We start from the raw sequence: 21763 nt of genomic DNA, 5'->3' as shown, positions 1-21763 counted from the left end.
TAAATGGAACTGGTTCCAGTCCGCGTTTCGGCCATGCCGCCGCGTGACGCCGCTTCGTCCGCGCGTCATGATGCCGATTCAGGTTCGAGGATCGTTCAGCTCAGGATTCCGCATCGCCCGTCCTTCCCGGACACCCCGTCAAACGAGACCGTCATGCCCGATTCCGCCTCCCTGCAGCAGCTGTTTCCCGCCTATCAAGACATCCCCGCCGAGTTCCGGCTCGCCGCGCCGATCCACCAGCGCGTGTCGCTGGTCGACGGCGAGTTGCGCCCGTGGGACGGCGCGACCAAGACCGTGCTGTCGCCCGTGTGCGTGCGCCAGCCGGACGGCAGCGTCGCGCAGATGGAGATCGGCAGTTATCCGGTGATGAGCGAGACGGAAAGCGATGCGGCGCTCGACGCCGCGGTGCGCGCGTACGACTCGGGCCGCGGCGAGTGGCCGACGATGAAGGTCGAGCAGCGCATCGCGTGCATGCAGGACTTCATCAAGCGGATGGTCGCGCAGCGCGAGCTGGTCGTGAACCTGATCATGTGGGAGATCGGCAAGAGTCTCGCCGATTCGCAGAAGGAGTTCGACCGCACCGTCACGTACATGACGCAGACGATCGACGCGCTGAAGGAGCTCGACAACGCGAACTCGCGCTTCGTGATCGCGGAAGGCACGATCGGCCAGATCCGCCGCACGCCGCTCGGCGTCGTGCTGTGCATGGGGCCGTACAACTATCCGCTGAACGAGACCTTCGCGACGCTGATCCCCGCGCTGCTGATGGGCAACACCGTGGTGTTCAAGCCGCCGCAGTACGGCACGCTGCTGTTCGAGCCGCTGCTCGAGGCGTTCCGCGACGCGTTCCCGAAAGGCGTGATCAATACGATCTACGCGCCGGGCGCAGTGGTCGTGCCGCACATGCTCGCGTCGGGCAAGATCAACGTGCTCGCGCTGATCGGCTCGAGCAAGGTCGCCGATCACCTGAAGAAGCAGCATCCGAAGTCGCACCGCCTGCGCGCGATCCTCGGCCTCGATGCGAAGAACGCGGCGATCGTGCTGCCCGACGCCGATCTCGATCTCACCGTGAAGGAGTGCCTGCTCGGCGCGCTGTCGTTCAATGGCCAGCGCTGTACCGCGCTGAAGATGCTGCTCGTGCATCGCTCGATCGTCGACGAATTCCTGAAGCGCTTCACCGCCGCGCTCGAACAGCTGAAGATCGGCATGCCGTGGGAAAAAGGCGTCAGCATCACGCCGCTGCCGGGCATGCATCGCACCGCGTACATGACCGACGCGATCGACGACGCGAAGGCCAGGGGCGCGCAGGTCGTCAACCATTCGGGCGGCGAATTCAGCAAGACGCTGTTCTACCCGGCCGTCGTGTATCCGGTGTCCGAAGGGATGAAGCTGTATCGCGAGGAGCAGTTCGGGCCGATCATTCCGGTCGCGCCGTTCGACGACGTGGAAACCGCGCTCGACTACGTGACGACGTCGGAGCACGGCCAGCAGGTCAGCATCTTCGGTTCCGATCCGGCGCAGATCGGCGCGCTCGTCGATCCGCTCGTCAACCAGGTGTGCCGCGTGAACATCAACTGCCAGTGCCAGCGCGGGCCGGACGTGTTCCCGTTCGCGGGGCGCAAGGATTCGGCGGAAGGCACGCTGTCGGTGACCGACGCGCTGCGTGCGTTCTCGATCCGCTCGATGGTCGCGGCGAAGCAGACCGACGGCAGCAAGCAGCTGCTCGATTCGATCGTGTCGGATCACTACTCGAAGTTCATCAACACGGGCTTCATTTTCTGAAGCGCCGAAGCCGATCCGCCGCGTGTTCGCGCGGCGGATCGTTCGTCTGGCTGGACGCGTGCGGGTTGTCCGTTCACACGTTCGACGCCAGCAACCGGATCCCCGCCACGCCGAACACCACGGCAAGACACGCTTCCATCGCGCGGCGTCCGCGCACGTACAGCCGGCGTGCGCCGTCCGTCGAGAACACCAGCGCATAGCCGCCGAACACCAGGCATCCAATCGCGATGCAGCCCGGCACGACGGCGCCGTGCGACGCGCCCGCGCCGTTCGACGACAGCGCGACGATCGACACCCACACCAGGATCGCTTTCGGATTCGTCAGATGCAGCATCGCGCCGCGCGCGTAGAAGCGCGACAGCTTCCGATCGGCCGTCGCCTTCGGCGTGGCGGCCGCCCTGGCCGACCACGCGGTGCGGCCCGACTTGAACGCGAGCCACAGCAGGTACACGCCGCCGAACAGCTTGATCGCGACCAGCAGCTGCGACCAGGCGAGCAGCGCGGCCGACACGCCCAGCGCGGCCACCGCCGCCCAGAACATCGAGCCCGAGATGACGCCGAGCGCGAACGCGAGCGCCGCCTTGCGGCCGTGGTTCGCGGCGACCGACATGATCGCGAGATTGCTCGGGCCGGGGCTGGCCGTACCGACGAAATAGGCCGTGTAGGCCAGCAGCAGATTCGCCGAGAAGAAGGCGTGGGCGCTCATGTCGAACCTCGCGGAGATGATGCGATGATTGTTCGCAAACACGACGCGGCTGCCCATGGACAGTTGTCCGGTTATTCGCTGGGCCAGTTGGGCGCCGCGCGTCCACAGGTTGCGCATGCATCCGGCGGGCCGCGAACGAGACGTCTCGGATATGAAACATCCGGCGCATCCATCGTGCGCTTTCATCGTGAGGCGGGTGACGCCGCGGCTCGCCGCGCGAGAGCGTCCCGACCTCGGGCCGACGCCGGGAGCGGCACCGGCACGCGCGCGACACGACATTCCCAGATTCGTCGACCGAAACACACGGCCGGTTTCAGCCCGGCGTTACGTTACATCGCTGAAGCATTTCATTCATCCGGCCCCTGTCGCGCTGCCGCTCGCGATCGCGCGCAGCGTATGGATTCCCTTCTCGATTTTCCGTGCAAGCCAGTGTCGGCGGGACGCGACGACCGCTGCCGCGCCCGGCGTCAACATTGCTCAACACTTGGATCGCGGGGCTGGTACGGAACGTGCATTCCCGTCGGATGACAGTCGCGCCGCCGATCGGCGCGGACATGAACCCGGATCGGGACCCTCCATCGGACACGCCCGAACGATCCACGCAAGTTACGAGGCTCTTCATGGATGCGCTGCCCAACTCATCCGATACGTCGTTCCAGATCTTTCTCGCGAAACTGCTCGACCAGCCGCAGCCCGAGTGGACGGAAAAACAGCAGATGGAACTCGAGATGGCACGCACGCTGTCGACCCAGATGGTCCACTTCGCCGAAGGCATGCGCGGCGGCAACGCGGATCTCGCGCGCTGCCTCGTGCTGCTGCGCTACGCGAAGGTCCTCGACTTCATGCTGACGTCGCTCGCCGCGCACCGCGACATTCATCCGCAGACGCTGCGCACGCTGTTCCGGCTCGCGAACCTGAAGGTCGACGATGCGTATCCGGTGTGAGCGGGCATCGGGCAGCCCAACGCGGCGCCTTCGCGGCTAGCGCGCCGCCCGCCCCGCCATCCACTTGCGGTAACGCCGCGTCTGGCACTGCGCGGCGAGTTGCTGCGACACCAGCGCGCGCAGCGGCGACACGCCCGGGTGCGTGCGCCGCCCGACACTCAACCTCGCGAGCTGGAACTTCACGACGGCCATGTTGGCCAGCGCACCCAGCGCCTTGTTCTTCCAGCGGATCGGCTGCAGCGCCGGCGCGCTGTCCTTGCCGGCCTGCCAGTCGCGCGGCAGGTTCGGCTCGATCGACAGCGCGGTCGCGATGCCGACCATCGCCACGCCGCTGGCGACCACCTGCTCGGCCACCGCGCGGCGCCGGATTCCGCCCGTGACCATCAGCGGCATGGCCGCGACGGCCGTGATGTCCCGTGCGAATTCGAGGAAATACGCTTCGCGGGCCAGCGTGCGCCCGTCGCGCGCCTCGCCCTGCATCGCCGGCACTTCGTAGCTGCCGCCCGACAGCTCGACGAGATCGACGCCGAGCGGATTCAACAGTTCGACGACGCGCTTCGCATCGTCCGCGCTGAAGCCGCCGCGCTGGAAGTCGGCCGAATTCAGCTTGACCGACACGACGAACGCCGGCGACACCGTCGCGCGCACGTCGCGCACGATGTCGAGCAGCAGCCGCGCGCGGTGCTCGATGCTGCCGCCCCACGCGTCCTGCCGGCGATTCGTCAGCGGCGACAGGAACTGGCTCAGCAGATAACCGTGCGCCGCGTGGATCTGCACGCCGGTGAAGCCGCTTTGCTCGGCGAGCTGCGCGGCGCGCACGAAGCGCTGCCGCACGTCGACGATGTCGGCTTCCGTCATCTCCTTCGGCACCGGGAACTGCTTCGACAGTGCGCCGAGCGCGAGCGGCACGGCCGACGGCGCGAGCGTCGTCTGGCCGAGCGCCGCCTGCATCTGGCGCCCCGGATGGTTGATCTGCATCCACACGTGCGCGCCGCCGGAGCGCGCGACCTGCGCCCACCGCCGGAAGCGGTCGAGATGCGCGTCGCTGTCGAGCACGACGCCGTTCGGCCCCGTCATCGCGCGGCCGTCCACCATCACGTTGCCGGTCAGGATCAGGCCCGCCCGGCCGTCCGCCCACGCCTGGTACAGGCGCAGCAACGCGTCGGACGGCGCGTGGTCCGCATCGGCCATGTTCTCTTCCATCGCGGCCTTGGCGAGCCGGTTCGGGATCACCGCGCCATTGGGCAGTGTGAGGGGCGCAAACAGGTTCATGGTGGACATCCTCGATTGACGATGCCCAACCATAACTTTAAAGTCAGCTTCAAGGTCAAGCCCCCCCTGGAGCACAAAGATGAAGATCGGCGAACTGGCGCGAACCAGCGGCATCGCGGCATCGCGCATCCGCTTCTACGAAGCGAGCGGCTTGCTCGAGCCGGCGCGCCGGCAGGCGAACGGCTATCGGGAATACGGGCCGGAAGCGCTGACGCGGCTCGCGATCATCGACCGCGCGCAGCGCGCGGGCTTCGCGCTCGACGAGATCCGCGCGGTGCTGCCGCCCGATCTCGGCGCGTGGCCGCGCGACGAACTGCTGCGGGCGTTGCGGAACAAGGTCGACGAAATCGCGCTGCTCGAACAGCGGCTCGCGCAGAACCGGCGCAACCTGCAGGCGCTGATCGACGAGATCGCGAACAAGCCCGCCGGCGAGGACTGCGCGGGCGCCGCGCAACGCATGCTCGACAAGCTGTGCAAGGAAGCCGCCGAGTCGGAGCCGGAACCTGTGCCGCATCCCCGGCCGATCCGCAAGCACGCGTGAGTGCGTCGCGCGCCCGATGTCCGTGACGTGCCGCACGCGGCACGCGACACGCGACACGCGACACGCGACACGCGACACGCGACACGCGGTATGCAGTATGCGCGGCCCACGCGCGGCCGGCATCGCGCACGGCCACATGGATGTGCTTACGTCGCAGGTAATCGACGCGCGCCGCCCGCGCGTCGATCATGGCTTCACCGATCGACGCATCGCGTCGACGCCACGGAGCCCGCCATGACCGCTTACGCCATCGCCCACCTGCACGACGTTGAAATGTGCGACGACATCGTCGAATACCTCGAACGCATCGACGACACGCTCGCGCCGTTCGACGGTCATTTCGTGATTCACGGCGCGCGGCCCGACGTGCGCGAAGGCGTGTGGCGCGGCGACCTGATCGCGATCGCGTTTCCCGATCTCGATACAGCGCGCACGTGGTACGAATCGGATGCTTACCGGCGGATCCAGCCGCTGCGCGCGCGGCACGCGAGCGGCCCGTTGATCCTGATCGACGGCGTGGACGAACGGCACAAGGCGACGGACATCCTGCGCTGATCCGCGACGCCGGCGGCGCCTGCGATGCTTACTTCGCGTTGCGCTCCATCGGCTCGCCCACGACGAACCCGCCGCCCTGGAACCGCTGCGCGGGATCGTCGTAGTCGGCGGTCGGCGCCGTCACCGGGAACAACCCGGCGAACTGCTCGGAGCTGTCGCGCGGGCGGAAGCCGAGGAAGCCGGCCTTCGTGTTGTCCCACCATTTCACCGGGTTGTCCGACGCGCCGTACACGATCGCATGGCCGACGCGGTTCGTCAGCAGCGAACAGCGCACCAGCTCGATGAAGTCGCGATAGCTGAGGAACGTCACGAGCATGCGCGGATTCTTCGGCACTTCGAACGACGAACCGATCCGCAGGCACACCGTCTCGATCCCGAAGCGATCGAAGTAGTAGCGCGACAGCGATTCGCCGAAGCACTTCGTCACGCCATACAGGCTGTCGGGGCGCAGCGGCGAATCGGCGTCGAGCACTTCCGTGACCGGATGAAAACCGATCGCATGGTTCGAGCTCGCGAACACGACGCGCTTCACGCCGTGCTTGCGCGCGGCTTCGTACAGGTTGTACGTGCCGGTGATGTTCGCATCGACGAGATCGTCGAACGGCGCGTCGACCGAAATGCCGCCGAGGTGGACGATCGCGTCGACACCGTCGACGAGCGCCATCACCGCCGGCCGGTCCGCCAGATCGACGACCCGGATTTCCTCGTGCGGGGCCGCATCGTCCAGCGCGGCAATGTCGCTCACGCGCACGATGTCGGCCCAGCTCGCCAGCGCGCCGCGCACCTGACGGCCAAGGTTGCCGGCCGCGCCGGTCAGCAGCAGGCGCCCGAACGGCTTGCGTGCGCCGGTGGATGTGGCGTTCATCGAATCTCCTTGAATCTGTTCTGAAGTGTCCTGGACGTCGTCCGAACCCGACGGAATCGGAAAACGTTTTCCAACTATACGCGGGACAAAAGCCGAACGTCAATGGTCGAATCCGCCCGCAGCCATCCGCACTTTCCCGATATCGGTCGGTGGCCGGACGCCGGCTTTTTCTGCCACAATCCGGTGCAATCGAACGAAAACGTTACCCTTCCGATGAAAAAAGTTTCCCCGACGATCCGCGACGTGGCGGCGGAAGCCGGTGTGTCGGTCGCGACGGTATCCAAGTACGTAAACGGCACGCAACGCTTTTCGCCAACCGTCGAAGCGCGGCTCAAGGAAGCGATCGAGCGGCTCGGCTACCGTTCGAACCCGCTCGCGCGCTCGATGATCACCGGGCGCACGCGCACCATCGGCCTCGTGATCCTCGACATCAGCAACCCGCACTTCACGAACGTCGTCAAGGGCGCGAACCGCGTCGCGCTCCAGCACGACTACACGCTGCTGCTCGTCGATACCGAAGAGAACCAGGCGCGCGAACGCTCGCTGATCGAGGCGCTCGCGCAGCGCGTCGACGGGCTGATCGTCAGCACGCGGATGCCCGACGACCAGGCCGGCTGGATGCTCGACCTGCACAAGCCGCTCGTGCTGCTCAGGCGCAGCCCCGGCCTGCCGATTCCGAGCGTCGGCATCGACAACCGGCTCGCGACCTACATGCTCGCGCGCCACCTGCTCAATCTTGGCCATACGCGCATCGCGTACCTCGGTTTCGGCCCCGCGCGCGTCAACGACGAACGGATCCAGGGCGCGCGCGACTGTCTCGCCGAAGCGGGGCTCACGCTCGACGTGCACGATGCGCATGCGCCGACCGCCGAAGCCGGCGAGCGCGCATGCTCGCGCGTGATGCTCGGCCCGAACCGTCCGCAAGCCGTGATCTGCTACAACGACCTGATCGCGCTCGGCTTCATGAAGGAAGCCGCGTCGCTCGGGTTCCGGCTGCCGCAGGATGTGTCCGTCGCCGGCGTCGACAACGTGCCGTACGGCGAATACGCGGCACCCGCGCTCACCACCATCGACATCCAGAGCGAGAACATGGGCGAGCTCGCGATGCAGAAACTGATCGACGCGCTCGCCGGGCGCACCGACGCCAGCTATTCGACGTTCGAGCCGCGACTGATCATGCGTGCGTCGACGGCCGCGGCCGGTTGAATTGCGCGGTCGCGTCCGCCGCCTGCCGCTTCTTCCTCGTCACTGCGCCGCTGTGCGTCGCAAATAAAAACGCGCCGCCTCCGGGCGGCGCGTTCGTTTGCCCGCACGCGATCAAGCGTCGAGCTTCGCTGGCTTCATCTTCGGCGTGAGCACGTGCATGACCGCCAGCGCGAGCAGGTAGGCCAGCGCGCCGATCGCGAACAGCACCCAGTAGTGGCCCGTGCGTTGCAGCACCTGGCCGATCACTTCCGAGAACAGCACGCCGCCGATCGAACCGGCCATCCCGCCGATGCCGACAACCGACGCGACCGCGCGGCGCGGGAACAGGTCGGACGCCGTCGTGAACAGGTTCGCCGACCAGCCCTGGTGCGCGGCGGCCGCGAGGCCGACGATCAGCACCGCGCCCCACAGGCTCTGCACCTGCGACACGAACGCGATCGGCAGCACGCAGCAGGCGCAGATCAGCATCGCCGTCTTGCGCGCGCCGTTCACGCTCCAGCCCGCGCGCAACAGCATCGACGACAGCCAGCCACCGCCGATGCTGCCGACCGTCGTCAGCGCATAGATGCACACGAGCGGCAAGCCGATATGCTGCATGTCCATCCCGCGCGACTCGTTGAGCCACTTCGGCAGCCAGAACAGGTAGAACCACCACACAGGGTCGGTCAGGAACTTGCCGATCAGGAACGCCCACGTCTCGCGCTTGCGGATCAGTTCGCCCCAGCGCGGCGCACCGGCATTCGCGTTCGCCGCGTCGAGCGCTTCGGCTTCGTCGCGCGGCTCGTCGTATTCCGCGGCGAGCGCGCGCGTGTCGGCCGTGCGATACATCACCAGCCAGACCGCGAGCCACACGATGCCGATCGCGCCGATGATCACGAATGCCGCGCGCCATCCGTAAGCCACCGCGATCGCCGGGATGATCGCCGGCGCGAACACCGCGCCGATGTTCGCGCCCGAGTTGAAGATACCGGTGGCAAGCGCGCGCTCGCGACGCGGAAACCATTCGGCCGTCGTCTTGATCGCGGCCGGGAAGTTGCCGCCCTCGCCGATCCCGAGCAGCGCGCGCACGGCCGCGAAGCCCATCACCGAACCGACCGCCGCGTGAAGCATCGCCGCGATGCTCCACACCAGCATCGCGACCGCATACGAGATGCGCGTGCCGAGCCAGTCGACGATGCGCCCGAAGCCGAGCAGGCCGATCGCGTAGAACGCGGAAAACGCCATCACGATGCGGCCGTACTGCACCTGGCTCCAGCCGATGTCGTGCTGAAGCATCGGCGCGAGCAGGCCAAGGATCTGTCGATCCATGTAGTTGATGACGGTCGCGAAGAACAGCAGCGCACAGACGGTCCAGCGGTAGCGGCTGGCGGCCGCGCGCACTGCGCCGACGACGGCAGATTGCATGAGTGTCTCCGATGCGCGGTCGCGCCCGTCGCGCCGCTGGATGTTGTCTGTCCGTGACCGGCGACGGGCGCCGGAGCGGACGGCGGCCCGCCCCTTGCGTGGCACGGCCGCTCGTCCGTCGAGTTCTGGAAAACGTTTTTCAAAGGATAGGGCTTGGCCCGGTACCGTGTCAGTCGGGGATTTCGATGAGTCATCTCAAATCCGGCCGCGCAAAAAAGACGACTGTTTCGCAAAGTGGCATTAACCGTTTTTTCGGGATTTTCCCGTGTGCGAAAAGGGGGCATGACGCGAGCCGGCGCGTCGATACACATGTCCGATTCCAGCCGGAATCGGCAGCACGGATGGTTTACAGTCGTCTCATGCACCTCGATCCAGACACCTGCTACGACGCCCTGCTTTCGCGGAACCGCCGCTTCGACGGCTGGTTCTTCGTCGGTGTGTCGACGACGGGCGTGTATTGCCGCCCCGTTTGCCCGGTGAAACCACCGAAGGCGCGGAACTGCAGTTATTACCCGACCGCCGCCGCCGCGGAAAAAGCAGGCTTTCGGCCGTGCATGCGGTGCCGGCCCGAACTCGCACCGGGCCACGGGCTGCTCGACCTGTCCGGCAATCTCGCCGACGCGGCCGCCTCGCTGATCGAGGACGGTTTCCTGAACGCGCACTCCGTCGATGCGCTCGCGCGGCGAGTCGGCGTGACCGAGCGCCATCTGCGCCGAATCTTCGCCGCGCAGTTCGGCGTGTCGCCGGTCGAATTCGCGCAGACGCACCGTCTGCTGATGGCCAAGCGCCTCCTGACCGACACCGCGCTGCCGGTGGCCGTGGTTGCCTCGACTGCCGGGTTCGGCAGCGTACGACGCTTCAACGATTTGTTCCGCCAGCGCTACGGTCTCAATCCGCTGCGCCTGCGCAAGGGCGCCGGCGCATCCGCCAGTGGCGACATGACCTTCCCGCTACCGTACCGGCCGCCGTTCGCTTGGGCCGAATTGATGCGCTTCCTCGCGCAGCGGCAGCTCGACGGCGTCGAGCGTATCGATGCGCACGGCTATGCCCGCCTCGTCGCCCTGCCGAACGGGCACGGCGACGCTCAGGTGACGGGCTGGCTGTCCGTCACGCACGTGCCGCAGCGGTTCGCGCTCGCGGTGACCGTGTCGCCCGCGCTGACGCCCGTCGTCCCGGCCGTGCTCGCGCGCGTGCGGCGGCTGTTCGATCTCGACAGCCGCCCCGACGTGATCGACGCGCATCTGGGCGAGCTCGCGGACGGCTCGCCCGGCCTGCGCGTGCCCGGCGCGTTCGACGGGCTCGAGATCGCGATTCGTGCGATCGCGGGCGAACGATTGGCTGCGATGCAGGCAGGCGCCGTGCTGGCGCGTGTGGCCGAACGCTTCGGCACGCCGGTGGACCACGCACCGCCGGGGCTCACGCATGCGTTGCCTTCCGCCGCGACGCTGGCGAGGGTGCCGCCGGCGGCGCTCGAAGCGATCGGCACGGCGCGTGATGCGGCGCGGGCGATCGTGTCGCTCGCACGTGCAGTCGCCGACGGCACGCTCGCGCTCGAACCGATGGCGCCGCTCGATGCGACGCTCGCTGCGTTGCGCGCGCTGCCCGGCTTCGACGAACGCGCGGTGCAGTATGTCGCGATGCGTGCGATGGCCTGGCCGAACGCGTTCCCCGCAGACGACGCGTGGCTTGCGCCGCGCGCCGCCGCCACCGAGCGTCCGCGCAGCATCGCATCATCGGCGCCGCAAGCGGTGCGCTGGGCGCCATGGCGCGCGTATGCCGCACTGCATGTGTGGCGCCTTCATGGAGACGCTTCGCGATGACTCCCGCTCATCTGATTCCGAGCCCACTGGGCGACATCGCCATCCGTATCGAAGACGATGCCCTGACGGGCCTCTTCTTCGTCGGCCAGAAATACTATCCGTCGCTCGGGATCGCACCGGATGCGGACGTACGCAACGCGTCGCCGCTCGCGCGCAAGGTTGCCGAAGAAGTCGCCGAATATTTCGCCGGCACGCGCGAAACCTTCTCGGTGCCCATTCATCTGCGCGGCACCGCGTTTCAGCGCAGCGTGTGGAAGGAACTGCTCGCGATTCCGTTCGGCAAGCTCGTGTCGTACGGCGACATCACCGAACGCGTCGGGCTGCCGATGAGTGCCGCGCGCGCCGTCGGCGGCGCGGTCGGCCGCAACCCGGTATCGATCATGGTGCCGTGCCATCGCGTGATCGGCGCGTCGGGCAGCCTGACCGGTTATGCAGGCGGCATCGATCGCAAACGCGCGTTGTTGTCGCTCGAGGGCGCCGGGTTCGCGCGCGGCGAGCGCCATCCGATGCAGCAGACGTTCGCGTTCTGACGCCGCGCGCGTGCCGTTCGACGTGTGTCGTGCGGTCTAGGCGTCGCCGCGCTTGCGCATCGCATGCGTGACCCGCGCGTTCGCCTCGAACTTCGCGCGATGCGTCGAGAAGAACGTCCGCACGTTGCGGATATTCGATGCGCCGGTGAACAGCCGCCGCGCGAACGCGTCGTATTCGGCGACGTCGGCCAGATCAGCCACCACCACGAAATCCGGCCCCGGCGACACGCGATAGCACTGCGTGACCGCCGGCTCCGCGCACACGTAGGCCTCGAATGCGTCGTAGTCTTCCGCCGTCTGCCGGTCGAGGCTGATCTCGATCAACGCCGTGACGGCCGTGCCGATCGCGACCGGATCGAGCACCGCGACCTGGCGGCGGATCACGCCCGCTTCCGTCAGCCGCCGCACGCGGCGCATGCACGTCGGCGGCGACGACAGCGCGCGCTCGGCGAGTTGCAGGTTCGACACCGATGCGTCGTCCTGCAGGATCGCGAGAATGCGCAGGTCGAGATCGTCGAGTGTGATGCCAGCCATCGGCGGCTCCTTCCGGTCAGGTTCGTGAAATTTAATTTCAACATGATAGCCGACGTCTCGCCTGCTTCATTTTCTTGTGTATTTTGAAATTTAATTCCATTCGACCGCTTCTAACATTGCTGTCACGGGTCCAGACAGGACATTTACGGAGCGCGATATGTGTGGAATTGTCGGGGCGGTGGCCCAGCGGGACATCCTGCCGAACCTCGTCGACGGGCTGAAGCGGCTCGAATACCGCGGCTACGACTCGTGCGGCGTCGTGGTCTATCGCGATCGTGCACTGGCACGGGCGCGCAGCGTCGACCGCGTCGCCAACCTGCAGCGCGAGATCGCCGCGCACGCGCTGTCCGGCTACACCGGCATCGCGCATACGCGCTGGGCAACGCATGGCGCGCCCGTCACGCTCAACGCGCATCCGCACTTCTCGCCGAGCGACGACAACGCGCGCATCGCGCTGTCGCACAACGGCATCATCGAGAACTGCGATCAACTGCGCGCGGAATTGCAGACGCACGGTTACGTGTTCGCGAGCCAGACCGACAGCGAAGCGATCGCGCACCTGATCGACCACCTGTACGACGGCGACCTGTTCGACGCGGTGCGCCGCGCGGTCGCGCGGCTGCGCGGCAGCTATGCGATCGCGGTGATGTGCCGCGACGAACCGCACCGGATCGTCGGTGCGCGCGACGGGATGCCGCTCGTCGTCGGTGTCGGCGATGGCGAGAATTTCCTGGCGTCGGATGCGATCGCGTTGTCGGGCATCACCGATCGCATCGCTTACCTCGAGAATGGCGACGTCGCCGATATTCAGCTGCATCGCTACTGGATCGTCGATGCGGCCGGCCAGCGCGTCGAGCGCGCGGTGCAGCGGGTGGCCGCGCACAGCGGCGCGGCGGACCTCGGCTCGTATCGCTACTACATGCAGAAGGAAATCTTCGAGCAGCCGCAGGCGGTGGCCGATACGTTGCTCGATGTCGGGTCGATCATGCCCGAGCTGTTCGGCGACGGCGCGTGGCGCGTGTTCAACGACATCGACTCGGTGTTGCTGCTCGCGTGCGGCGGCAGTTATCACGCGGCGCTGACCGCGAAATACTGGATCGAGAGCATCGCGAAGCTGCCGGCGAGCGTCGAGATCGCGAGCGAGTTTCGCTATCGCGACAGCGTGCCGAATCCGCGCACGCTGGTCGTCGCGGTGTCGCAGAGCGGCGAGACGGCCGACGTGCTCGGCGCCGTGCATGTCGCGAAGCAGCGCGGGATGACGCATACGCTCGCGATCTGCAACGTCGCGACGAGTGCGCTGATGCGCGAATGCGTGCTGCAGTTCGTCACGCGCGCGGGGATCGAGATCGGGGTGGCTTCGACAAAGGCTTTTACGACGCAGCTCGTGGCGCTGTTCTTGCTGACTTTGTCACTGGCGCAGGTGCGCGGGCGGTTGAGCGATGACGAGGAGAAGGCGCATCTGCGTGCGCTGCGGCATCTGCCCGATGCGATGTCGAAGGTGCTCGCGCTGGAGCCGCAGATCATGGGCTGGTCGGAGCTGCTCGCGCGACGCGACAACATGCTGTTTCTCGGACGCGGGATGCACTATCCGATCGCGCTCGAAGGCGCGCTGAAGATGAAGGAGATTTCGTATATCCACGCGGAGGCTTATCCCGCAGGGGAGTTGAAGCATGGGCCGCTGGCGTTGGTCAGTAACGAAATGCCCGTCATTGCCGTGGCGCCGAATGACGTGCTTCTGGAAAAGCTCCGGTCGAACATGCACGAGGTCAGCGCGCGCAACGGCAGGCTTTTCGTGTTCGCGGATGTGGACTGCGGGTTGGTGCCGAGTGAGGGAATCGAGGTGATTCGGCTTAACGAGTACTACGGGCCGCTTTCGCCAATCCTGCATACGGTGCCGATGCAGTTGCTGGCTTATCACGCGGCGTTGGCGCGGGGGACGGATATCGATAAGCCGAGGAATCTTGCCAAGTCGGTGACGGTGGAGTGAGGGTGGCCGTGCGGTTTTTTCCGCTCGCTGAGTTGCATTGATTCCAGTTACGGACACTCGATTTAGGTTTGGTTACAAGGGCCTTTTGTGCCGCCAAGCCTTGTTCGGCTTACGTTGCAATTATCGATGCCCGTAAGCTGAACGATTACCACTCGCTCGAGGCCGAGCACGGCCGACTTGTCCTCCTGGATGACGCCGAGAAGGGGCTCAAGGACGCGCTGGCAGGTAGGGTGATGTCCGACGAGAGCTTCCGTAAAACACTGCGGCGGATGCGGACCGTGCGCTGGCGCGGGTCGAGGAATGCAGGAGGCGCTCCGCTTCATCGACCGGTTCAAGTTGAGATGACACCCGGTGAAGCGTTGCGGCAAATGTCATAGCCGAAATTCCGAGAAGTTGGCTAAAATGGCGCCCTACAATTGTTGCCATGAAATTCCTCCGGACACTTTTCCTGTTGACGCTGTGTGCGATGCTGCCCCTCAGTGGGCTGGCAGCCAGCGGTCTGACCGGCGAGTGTCCGATGCAGCAATCGATGGCCGGGGATGTGGGCGAGCATATGTCTACGGATATGTCCCACTGTGACATGATGAAGTCCCAGTCAGTCGACAAGACCAAGGTTAAGGGCGTGTTCTGTAAGGTAACTGCCCAATGCCAGTTTGGCAGCCTCTACCATCCGACCGGTCGCGCAGACGTCAGCCGACCTGCCGCGCTCGTCCGCCCGGTCGTCTTCCACTACGCTGATTCTCTCTCGGTCCGCGACCCGAACGGGTTGTGGCGACCTCCACGCGCCATCTAATCCCACGCTGACAGGTTTCACCGCAAATGCGGTGAAGTTCGTCCTATGCCAGGACGTGGAATCCCTATTGGATTCCGCCGTTGGGGTAAGAACATGACATTCAATTTCGGCACGCCGCGGAGTCGGCGTGTTCTTCGGCGCGCGCATACGCTTTTTGCCGCGCTACTTGTCGCGGGTGTCGTACACGCGCAGGAAGCCACTTTCAATCTCGACGCCGCGCTGCAGTCCGCCAGTGACCACTCGGCTTCGATGCAGGCAGCGCAAGCGTCTGTGCGCGCCAGCTCGGAGGCAGCTGCCAAAGCCGGACAACTGCCGGACCCGATGCTCAAAGCCGGCATCGACAACCTGCCGGTGAACGGACCGCAGCGGTTCACCGTCGGCCAGGATTTCATGACGATGCGGCGTATCGGCATCGAGCAGGAGTGGGTATCCGGCGAGAAGCGACGCCTGCGTTCGGCGCTAGCCAGCGAGATGGTCGGACGCGAACGCGCCGGCTATCTGGCTCAGCTTGCCAATGTCCGCCAGCAAACGGCGACGGCCTGGCTGAACGCCATCTTCGCGAAGCAAGCGCTCGCGCTTCAACAAGAATTGCTGGACCACATGACCCACGAGTTGGCGGCCACGAAAGCCTCGTACCGTGGCGCGAAGGCGAGCGCTGCCGACGTGGTTCAAGCCAAAGCCATGCTGGCGCAGACTCAAGACCAGGTACTGAAGGCACAGCAGACCTACCGGACCGCGCTCATCGGCCTGTCACGCTGGACGGCTATGCCCGCTACCGATGTGACGGGTGAGCCGCCGGCACCGGAATCCTTCGTGTCGTCATTGCCGCCGGACGAGCTGCGCCTTTCCCAGCCAGCGCTGGTGGCAGCCGCCGATGATATCGCGGTCGCGGAAGCCGATACGGCGGTCGCGAACAGCGAGCGCAGCCCGAACTGGAGCTGGGAGATTGCGTACCAGCAACGCGGCGGTGCGTATTCGAACATGGTATCGGTGGGTGTCACCATCCCCTTACCTCTGAACCGCAAGAACCGCCAGAACCGCGACGTCGCTGAAAAAGCCGAACTCGCGACGAAAGCCCGGCTGATGTACGAAGACACGCTACGACAGGTCCAGGCTGATATCCGAACTCAATCGGCCACGCTGGCGAGCGGCCGGGAGCGCATCGACAACCTGAGTCACTCCTTGCTGCCTGCCGCCGAGCAACGTGTTCAGCTCGCCAACGCCGCCTACCGGGCCGGGACCGGCTCGCTTGCAGACACGTTTGCTGCCCGGCGCGCACAACTGGAAGCGCAACGCCAAGTGCTCGACCTGAAGCGCGAGGTAGCGCAAACCTGGGCGCAACTCGAATATCAAGTCGTGCCGTCCACGATGGCTGCAGCCCAGTGAAGGAGAACAACATGACAAAGAAACCACTGGTGCGCGCCATTTTTGCGGTACTCGCCGGCGCAGCGCTGCTCGGCGCGGCCTATTTCGCTGGCATTCACCACGCCTCGACCCGTGCGGCGGCCGTTCCAGTTGCCAGCGCCGCTTCAGGTGACAAGATTGACCCGAAGACTGGCCGGAAGGTGCTGTACTGGCACGACCCGATGGTGCCCAACCAGCACTTCGACAAGCCAGGCAAGTCACCCTACATGGATATGCAACTCGAGCCCGTCTATGCGGACGAGGGCGGCGGTCCATCCGGCATCGAGATTGACTCGGGCCTGCAGCAAAATCTCGGGATTCGCTACGCGACGGTTCGTCGGAAAGAGACAGCGAGCGGTTTCGACGCGGTGGGCACCACACAATTCGATGAGTCGCGCTCGGACGTCGTTCAATCGAGGGTCACCGGCTACATTGACCATCTATACGCCAGTGCGCCGATGCAGCGAATTGCCAAGGGCGCGCCAATTGCATCGTTGTTCGTACCGGACTGGTTGGCGCCGCAAGAGGAGTACCTTGCGCTCAAGCGCGGCGGGATGGATGCCAACCTGATTGAAGCATCGCGGGCGCGCATGCGCGCGCTGTCGATTCCCGACGGGGTTATTGCGAGCCTCGACCGGACTGGCAAAGCGCAAACCCATGTCGTCCTGGCGTCGCCGGAGACAGGTGTCGTGAGCGAACTGAACGTTCGGGACGGGGCGATGGTGGCACCGGGACAGACGCTGGCGAAAATTGCCGGGCTCTCGAAGCTCTGGCTCATCGTCGAGATTCCAGAGGCGCTCGCGCTGAACGTGCAACCCGGGATGGCGGTCGATGCGACATTCGCTGGTGACCCGACGCAGCATTTCACCGGACACATTCGCGAAATCCTGCCGGGTATCAGCACAAGCAGTCGCACGCTCCAGGCACGCCTGGAAATCGACAATACGTCGCTGAAACTGACTCCCGGCATGTTGATGCGCGTGCGCGTTGCCGGCCAGAAGAACGTTTCACGATTGCTCGTGCCGTCCGAAGCGGTCATCACCACCGGCAAGCGCTCGGTCGTCATCGTGAAGAACAACGATGGTCGCCTGCAGCCCGCCTCGGTCATCATCGGCAATGACGTCGGCGACGAAACAGAAGTGCTCAGTGGATTGAACGACGGCGATACCGTTGTCGCATCGGGGCAGTTCCTCATTGATTCCGAGGCGAGCCTCAAGTCCGTGCTGCCAAGACTTGGAGCGAACGCAGGCACGAGCGCTGCGAGGCCGGCATCGGGCCCGGCGGCCGCGGTGCAATCGTACGAGACCACTGGCAAGGTCGAAAAGGTGACGGCCTCCGACATCACGTTCTCTCACCAGCCCGTGCCAGCGCTCGGGTGGGGGGCGATGACGATGGCGTTCAACAAGCCTGCTCCCACCGCGTTCCGCGACGTGAAAGTCGGGCAGACGGTGCATTTCGTCTTCAAGCAATCGGACGATGGCTACCAACTGATGAACGTCGAACCGCTCGGAGGCGCCAAATGATCGCGCGTCTCATACGCTGGTCCATTCATAACCGGTTCCTGGTGCTGCTCGCGACCGTGCTGGTCACCGCTTGGGGTGTGTACTCGGTAAAGGAAACGCCGCTCGATGCACTGCCGGACCTCTCGGATACGCAGGTCATCATCAAGGCCTCCTATCCCGGCAAGGCTCCCCAGGTCATCGAGGACCAGGTCACATATCCGCTGACGACGACGCTGCTCGGCGTACCGGGCGCAAAGACCATTCGTGCGTATTCATCGTTCGGCGATGCGTTCGTCTACGTGCTGTTCGACGATAAGACCGACCAGTATTGGGCCCGCTCGCGTGTACTGGAGTACCTGAATCAGGTGCAAAGCCGTTTACCGCAGGGGGCGACCGTATCGCTTGGCCCTGACGCGACGGGTGTCGGCTGGGTGTACGAGTACGCGCTCATCGACCGAAGCGGGAAACACGACCTCGGGCAACTGCGCGCACTCAACGACTGGTTCCTCAAGTTCGAGCTGAAGGCTGTGCCGGACGTTTCCGAAGTTGCGAGTATCGGTGGGATGGTTCGTCAGTATCAGGTGATACTTGACCCCGACAAGCTGCGAGCCTACGGCATCACTCAGCCGACGGTGGCCGATGCGCTCAGCAAAGCCAACCAGGAATCGGGCGGCTCCGTCATCGAACTTGCCGAGTCCGAGTACATGGTGCGCTCGTCCGGATACCTGCGCTCGCTTGATGACTTCCGCCATGTCGTGCTCCGTACGAACGAGGCCGGCACGCCCGTGTTGCTCGGCGATGTTGCGCGTATCCAAATCGGTCCGGAAATGCGTCGCGGCATCGCCGAATTGAACGGCGAGGGGGAAGTCGCGGGCGGCGTCATCGTCATGCGCTCGGGAAAGAACGCGCTGACGACCATCGATGCGGTGAAGGCGAAGCTCGCCGACCTGAAGGGCTCGTTGCCTCCCGGCGTGGAAGTCGTCACGACTTACGACCGCTCGCAGCTCATCGAGCGTGCAGTCGACAACCTGAAAGACAAGCTCATCGAAGAGTTCATCATCGTCGGACTCGTCTGCGCGGTATTTTTGTTCCATTTGCGCAGCGCCCTCGTCGCCATCCTGTCACTTCCGCTCGGCGTCCTGGCTGCCTTCATTGTCATGCGCTACCAGGGCGTGAATGCGAACCTCATGTCGCTGGGCGGCATCGCGATTGCCATCGGCGCGATGATTGACGCGGCCATCGTGATGATAGAAAACGCGCACAAGCATCTGGAGGCGTATGAGCATGAGCATTCAGGGGCGCCGATGTCGACTGCCCACCGTTGGGAGCTTATCGCGACCTCCGCGACCGAGGTCGGACCTGCGCTGTTCTTCTCGCTGCTCATCATCACGCTCTCGTTTATTCCGGTCTTCTCGCTTGAAGGCCAAGAAGGCAAGCTGTTCTCACCGCTCGCGTTTACGAAGACCTACACAATTGCCGCCGCAGCGGGCTTGTCGGTGACGCTCGTGCCCGTGCTGATGGGCTATCTCATCCGTGGCCGCATTCCACACGAGAACGCGAACCCCATCAACCGCGTGCTGATTCGGCTATACAAGCCACTGCTTGAGGGAACACTCCGGCGTCCGTGGCTCACCATCGGTCTGGCGGGTGTGGCATTGGCGCTGACCCTCATCCCGGTCTCCCGTCTCGGCGGCGAGTTCATGCCCCCGCTCGACGAGGGCGATTTGCTCTACATGCCGACCGCGCTGCCGGGCATTTCGGCGCAAAAGGCCTCCGAACTGCTGCAGCAGACCGACCGGCTCATCAAGACGGTACCGGAAGTGGCGACAGTGTTCGGCAAATCGGGGCGCGCCGACACGGCCACGGACCCCGCACCGCTCGAGATGTTCGAGACGACGATTCAGTTCAAGCCACGCAGCCAGTGGCGGCCCGGCATGACGCCGGAGAAACTGGTCGACGAGTTGGACCGGGCCGTCAAGGTGCCTGGCTTGTCGAACGTCTGGGTGCCGCCTATTCGGAATCGTCTCGACATGCTGTCCACGGGTATCAAGACGCCGGTCGGGGTCAAGATTTCCGGTCCCGACCTGATGCAAATCGACAGCATCGCGACGCAAGTCGAAGCCGCCGTAAAGAGCGTGCCCGGCGTGACGTCCTCGCTGGCAGAGCGACTGAACGGGGGCCGGTACATCGACGTTGATATCGACCGGCTCGCGGCCGCGCGGTATGGCCTGTCGGTCGCGTACGTCCAGTCGGTCGTGTCGTCGGCGGTCGGCGGCGAAAACGTCGGCGAGGTGATTGCCGGCCGGGAGCGCTTCCCTATCAATATCCGTTATCCGCGTGAAGTGCGCGACTCGCTCGAGAGGCTGCGGCAACTGCCCGTCGTGACAGACCGTGGCGCGCAAATCCAACTCGGGGATGTCGCGCACATCACGATTGCCGACGGTCCACCGATGATTCGGAGCGAGAACGCGCGGTTGTCCGGTTACGTGTATGTCGATATTCGCAATACGGACCTTCAGTCTGCGGTACAGGCGATGCAGAAGGCCGTTGGGCAACAGGTCAAGCTTCCGCCCGGCTATTCAATCGCCTGGTCCGGACAGTTCGAGTATCTGCAGCGGGCAGCCGCCAAGCTGCGCACGGTCATTCCGGTGACACTCCTCGTCATCTTCGTGCTGTTGTTCCTGACGTTCAATTCGGCAGCAGACGCGCTGCTGCTGATGTCGACCGTGCCGTTCGCGCTCGTTGGCGGATTCTGGCTCATCTGGGGCCTGGGGCACGCGGTTTCCGTCGCGACGTCGGTTGGCTTCATCGCGCTTGCTGGTGTGGCAGCCGAATTCGGCGTCGTGATGCTGCTATACCTGAAAGGCGCGCTGAACCGCCGGCTGGAAGCCGGCGAGCTTCTCACGGAGGCATTGTTGTTCGATGCGATTCGCGAAGGCGCCGTGCTGCGTGTGCGCCCGAAGGCCATGACGGTTGCGGTCGTGCTGGCCGGTCTGATTCCCATCATGGTCGGCCACGGTGCCGGCTCCGAAGTCATGCAGCGTATTGCCGCTCCCATGGTGGGTGGCATGGTTACGGCGCCACTCCTTTCCATGTTCGTTATCCCCGCTGCCTGGTTCCTGCTGCAGCGCCGTCGTGCGCGAAAGCTGAATCAGACGCGGACATTCCATGCAGTCCCATCCGGCATGAAAATGCCTTCTACCCAACCTGGAGAAACTCGATGAAGAAGCTGTTTGCCACCACGATCGCCGTCTGTGCAATCGGCGTATTTGCCGCTCCGGCGTTCGCCGGCGATGACATGGCCGGCATGACCATGTCGATGAAAGCTTCGGCATCCACATCGTCGAATGCAGCGCTCACCGACGCGGAAGTGAAGAAGGTCGATGCTGCCAGCGGCATGGTTACGCTGAAGCACGGTGCACTCGAGAATGTCGGCATGCCGCCGATGACGATGGCGTTCAAAGCCAAGGATGCCAAGATGGTCAAGCAGATTCACGAGGGCGACAAGGTCAAGGTCCGCGTCGAGAGCGTGAACGGGACGCTCACCATCGTGAAGCTGGTGAAGCAATCCTGACGGCGTGATGAAACGCGCGCAGGCTTACCCTCGTGGTTAGCCTGCGCCGTGAATGCGAAGGAGGGCAACGGCTGCCAACCAGACGAAGCTTGGCTTCGACACGCACGTGCCGAACCAGGCGCATGCTCCAGCGTGCGTTGCACGCTGCCGTCGGTTTCTTGTTTGCCCTGTTTTCACTTACAACTCTTGCGTCCAGCGAAGCGGACCTGCTGCCACCTGAACGTGCCTTTCCCCTGGAGGCCTCGCTCAGCGGCGTAACCGGAACTTGCGATTACCCGTAACCAGAACCAATGTGCGTCGGCAGCGACGGCCACGCCGGAGCCCCATCGGAATCATCACCTCGC

General features: G+C 65.1%; 18 protein-coding genes. 13 read left to right on the top strand and 5 right to left on the bottom strand.

Annotated elements, in window-relative coordinates; translation table 11 throughout:
• Positions 1–153 precede the first annotated feature (153 nt).
• Positions 154–1782 carry an NADP-dependent glyceraldehyde-3-phosphate dehydrogenase gene (locus tag DIE11_RS00175; protein ID WP_124620667.1) on the top strand — a complete coding sequence of 543 codons (1629 nt, stop codon included), beginning with the start codon at positions 154–156 and terminating at the stop codon, positions 1780–1782.
• Between the two features lie 73 nt (positions 1783–1855).
• Here the strand turns inward: DIE11_RS00175 and DIE11_RS00170 are convergent, their stop codons facing one another.
• Positions 1856–2488, bottom strand: a complete 633-nt coding sequence (locus DIE11_RS00170; protein WP_124620665.1) for a LysE family translocator — start codon at positions 2486–2488, stop codon at positions 1856–1858.
• Between the two features lie 620 nt (positions 2489–3108).
• Here DIE11_RS00170 and DIE11_RS00165 point away from each other — a divergent pair.
• The gene (locus DIE11_RS00165) at positions 3109–3432 is read left to right on the top strand and encodes a hypothetical protein (protein ID WP_059601050.1); all 324 of its coding nucleotides are present in this window, start codon (positions 3109–3111) and stop codon (positions 3430–3432) included.
• A 36-nt stretch (positions 3433–3468) separates the two neighbouring features.
• On the opposite strand, the gene DIE11_RS00160 is transcribed toward DIE11_RS00165, so the two are convergent.
• Positions 3469–4704, bottom strand: coding sequence for an NADH:flavin oxidoreductase/NADH oxidase family protein (locus DIE11_RS00160; protein WP_059601803.1), 1236 nt, complete (start codon positions 4702–4704; stop codon positions 3469–3471).
• A 79-nt stretch (positions 4705–4783) separates the two neighbouring features.
• Between DIE11_RS00160 and DIE11_RS00155 the strand changes: the two genes are divergently transcribed.
• On the top strand, positions 4784–5245 hold the full coding sequence (locus tag DIE11_RS00155) for a MerR family transcriptional regulator (protein WP_124620664.1): 462 nt from the start codon (positions 4784–4786) through the stop codon (positions 5243–5245).
• A gap of 234 nt (positions 5246–5479) precedes the next feature.
• Positions 5480–5800, top strand: a complete 321-nt coding sequence (locus DIE11_RS00150) for a DUF1330 domain-containing protein (protein ID WP_124620662.1) — start codon at positions 5480–5482, stop codon at positions 5798–5800.
• A gap of 28 nt (positions 5801–5828) precedes the next feature.
• Here the strand turns inward: DIE11_RS00150 and DIE11_RS00145 are convergent, their stop codons facing one another.
• Complete coding sequence (locus DIE11_RS00145; RefSeq protein WP_059681075.1) at positions 5829–6665, bottom strand: NAD(P)-dependent oxidoreductase; 837 nt, start codon at positions 6663–6665, stop codon at positions 5829–5831.
• Positions 6666–6767: 102 nt separating this feature from the next.
• On the opposite strand from DIE11_RS00145, the gene DIE11_RS00140 reads away from it, so the two are divergent.
• A complete protein-coding gene (locus DIE11_RS00140; RefSeq protein ID WP_124620660.1) occupies positions 6768–7871 on the top strand; it encodes a LacI family DNA-binding transcriptional regulator in 1104 nt (367 codons plus the stop codon).
• A gap of 111 nt (positions 7872–7982) precedes the next feature.
• Here DIE11_RS00140 and DIE11_RS00135 read toward each other — a convergent pair whose 3' ends face one another.
• Positions 7983–9275 (bottom strand): MFS transporter, encoded by a 1293-nt coding sequence (locus DIE11_RS00135; protein WP_059601039.1) that lies wholly within the window; start codon positions 9273–9275, stop codon positions 7983–7985.
• A gap of 341 nt (positions 9276–9616) precedes the next feature.
• On the opposite strand from DIE11_RS00135, the gene DIE11_RS00130 reads away from it, so the two are divergent.
• Both DIE11_RS00130 and DIE11_RS00125 read left to right on the top strand, forming a co-directional pair.
• Positions 9617–11095: a DNA-3-methyladenine glycosylase 2 family protein gene (locus DIE11_RS00130; RefSeq protein ID WP_124621219.1), complete on the top strand. Its 1479-nt coding sequence runs from the start codon at positions 9617–9619 to the stop codon at positions 11093–11095.
• The gene (locus DIE11_RS00125) at positions 11092–11625 is read left to right on the top strand and encodes a methylated-DNA--[protein]-cysteine S-methyltransferase (protein WP_059601035.1); all 534 of its coding nucleotides are present in this window, start codon (positions 11092–11094) and stop codon (positions 11623–11625) included. The genes DIE11_RS00130 and DIE11_RS00125 overlap by 4 nt, the downstream gene beginning before the upstream one ends.
• A gap of 36 nt (positions 11626–11661) precedes the next feature.
• Here the strand turns inward: DIE11_RS00125 and DIE11_RS00120 are convergent, their stop codons facing one another.
• Entirely contained in the window at positions 11662–12159 is a 498-nt protein-coding gene (locus DIE11_RS00120; protein ID WP_124620658.1) for an Lrp/AsnC family transcriptional regulator, read from the bottom strand.
• A gap of 157 nt (positions 12160–12316) precedes the next feature.
• Here DIE11_RS00120 and glmS point away from each other — a divergent pair, with 157 nt between their 5' ends.
• The 6 genes from glmS to DIE11_RS00090 all read left to right on the top strand — a co-directional run bounded on the left by glmS (position 12317) and on the right by DIE11_RS00090 (position 21419).
• Positions 12317–14146, top strand: coding sequence for a glutamine--fructose-6-phosphate transaminase (isomerizing) (gene glmS / locus DIE11_RS00115; RefSeq protein ID WP_124620656.1), 1830 nt, complete (start codon positions 12317–12319; stop codon positions 14144–14146).
• 424 nt (positions 14147–14570) lie between these two features.
• On the top strand, positions 14571–14939 hold the full coding sequence (locus tag DIE11_RS00110; RefSeq protein ID WP_124620654.1) for a hypothetical protein: 369 nt from the start codon (positions 14571–14573) through the stop codon (positions 14937–14939).
• Positions 14940–15032: 93 nt separating this feature from the next.
• Positions 15033–16325: a TolC family protein gene (locus DIE11_RS00105; RefSeq protein ID WP_124620652.1), complete on the top strand. Its 1293-nt coding sequence runs from the start codon at positions 15033–15035 to the stop codon at positions 16323–16325.
• A gap of 11 nt (positions 16326–16336) precedes the next feature.
• The gene (locus DIE11_RS00100) at positions 16337–17866 is read left to right on the top strand and encodes an efflux RND transporter periplasmic adaptor subunit (RefSeq protein ID WP_124620650.1); all 1530 of its coding nucleotides are present in this window, start codon (positions 16337–16339) and stop codon (positions 17864–17866) included.
• Positions 17863–21069, top strand: coding sequence for an efflux RND transporter permease subunit (locus DIE11_RS00095; protein ID WP_124620648.1), 3207 nt, complete (start codon positions 17863–17865; stop codon positions 21067–21069). Before DIE11_RS00100 ends, DIE11_RS00095 begins: the two co-directional genes overlap by 4 nt.
• Positions 21066–21419, top strand: coding sequence for a copper-binding protein (locus tag DIE11_RS00090; protein ID WP_124620646.1), 354 nt, complete (start codon positions 21066–21068; stop codon positions 21417–21419). Before DIE11_RS00095 ends, DIE11_RS00090 begins: the two co-directional genes overlap by 4 nt.
• Positions 21420–21763 lie beyond the last annotated feature (344 nt).

Source organism: Burkholderia sp. Bp9012, assembly GCF_003853825.1.
In the GTDB taxonomy this organism is placed as follows: Bacteria; Pseudomonadota; Gammaproteobacteria; order Burkholderiales; family Burkholderiaceae; genus Burkholderia; species Burkholderia diffusa.
The sequence above is the reverse complement of the archived record's forward strand: the minus strand, read 5'-3'. Positions and strand labels throughout refer to the sequence as shown.

Excerpts from the sequence above, each read along its gene's own strand:
- DIE11_RS00165 (WP_059601050.1), top strand. The coding sequence starts at position 3,109 with ATGGATGCGCTGCCCAACTCATCCGATACGTCGTTCCAGATCTTTCTC.
- DIE11_RS00140 (WP_124620660.1), top strand. The coding sequence starts at position 6,768 with ATGGTCGAATCCGCCCGCAGCCATCCGCACTTTCCCGATATCGGTCGG.
- DIE11_RS00105 (WP_124620652.1), top strand. The coding sequence starts at position 15,033 with ATGACATTCAATTTCGGCACGCCGCGGAGTCGGCGTGTTCTTCGGCGC.
- DIE11_RS00100 (WP_124620650.1), top strand. The coding sequence starts at position 16,337 with ATGACAAAGAAACCACTGGTGCGCGCCATTTTTGCGGTACTCGCCGGC.
- DIE11_RS00110 (WP_124620654.1), top strand. The coding sequence starts at position 14,571 with ATGAAATTCCTCCGGACACTTTTCCTGTTGACGCTGTGTGCGATGCTG.
- DIE11_RS00175 (WP_124620667.1), top strand. The coding sequence starts at position 154 with ATGCCCGATTCCGCCTCCCTGCAGCAGCTGTTTCCCGCCTATCAAGAC.
- DIE11_RS00120 (WP_124620658.1), bottom strand. The coding sequence starts at position 12,159 with ATGGCTGGCATCACACTCGACGATCTCGACCTGCGCATTCTCGCGATC.
- glmS (WP_124620656.1), top strand. The coding sequence starts at position 12,317 with ATGTGTGGAATTGTCGGGGCGGTGGCCCAGCGGGACATCCTGCCGAAC.
- DIE11_RS00155 (WP_124620664.1), top strand. The coding sequence starts at position 4,784 with ATGAAGATCGGCGAACTGGCGCGAACCAGCGGCATCGCGGCATCGCGC.
- DIE11_RS00145 (WP_059681075.1), bottom strand. The coding sequence starts at position 6,665 with ATGAACGCCACATCCACCGGCGCACGCAAGCCGTTCGGGCGCCTGCTG.
- DIE11_RS00125 (WP_059601035.1), top strand. The coding sequence starts at position 11,092 with ATGACTCCCGCTCATCTGATTCCGAGCCCACTGGGCGACATCGCCATC.
- DIE11_RS00135 (WP_059601039.1), bottom strand. The coding sequence starts at position 9,275 with ATGCAATCTGCCGTCGTCGGCGCAGTGCGCGCGGCCGCCAGCCGCTAC.
- DIE11_RS00160 (WP_059601803.1), bottom strand. The coding sequence starts at position 4,704 with ATGAACCTGTTTGCGCCCCTCACACTGCCCAATGGCGCGGTGATCCCG.
- DIE11_RS00090 (WP_124620646.1), top strand. The coding sequence starts at position 21,066 with ATGAAGAAGCTGTTTGCCACCACGATCGCCGTCTGTGCAATCGGCGTA.
- DIE11_RS00095 (WP_124620648.1), top strand. The coding sequence starts at position 17,863 with ATGATCGCGCGTCTCATACGCTGGTCCATTCATAACCGGTTCCTGGTG.
- DIE11_RS00170 (WP_124620665.1), bottom strand. The coding sequence starts at position 2,488 with ATGAGCGCCCACGCCTTCTTCTCGGCGAATCTGCTGCTGGCCTACACG.
- DIE11_RS00130 (WP_124621219.1), top strand. The coding sequence starts at position 9,617 with ATGGTTTACAGTCGTCTCATGCACCTCGATCCAGACACCTGCTACGAC.
- DIE11_RS00150 (WP_124620662.1), top strand. The coding sequence starts at position 5,480 with ATGACCGCTTACGCCATCGCCCACCTGCACGACGTTGAAATGTGCGAC.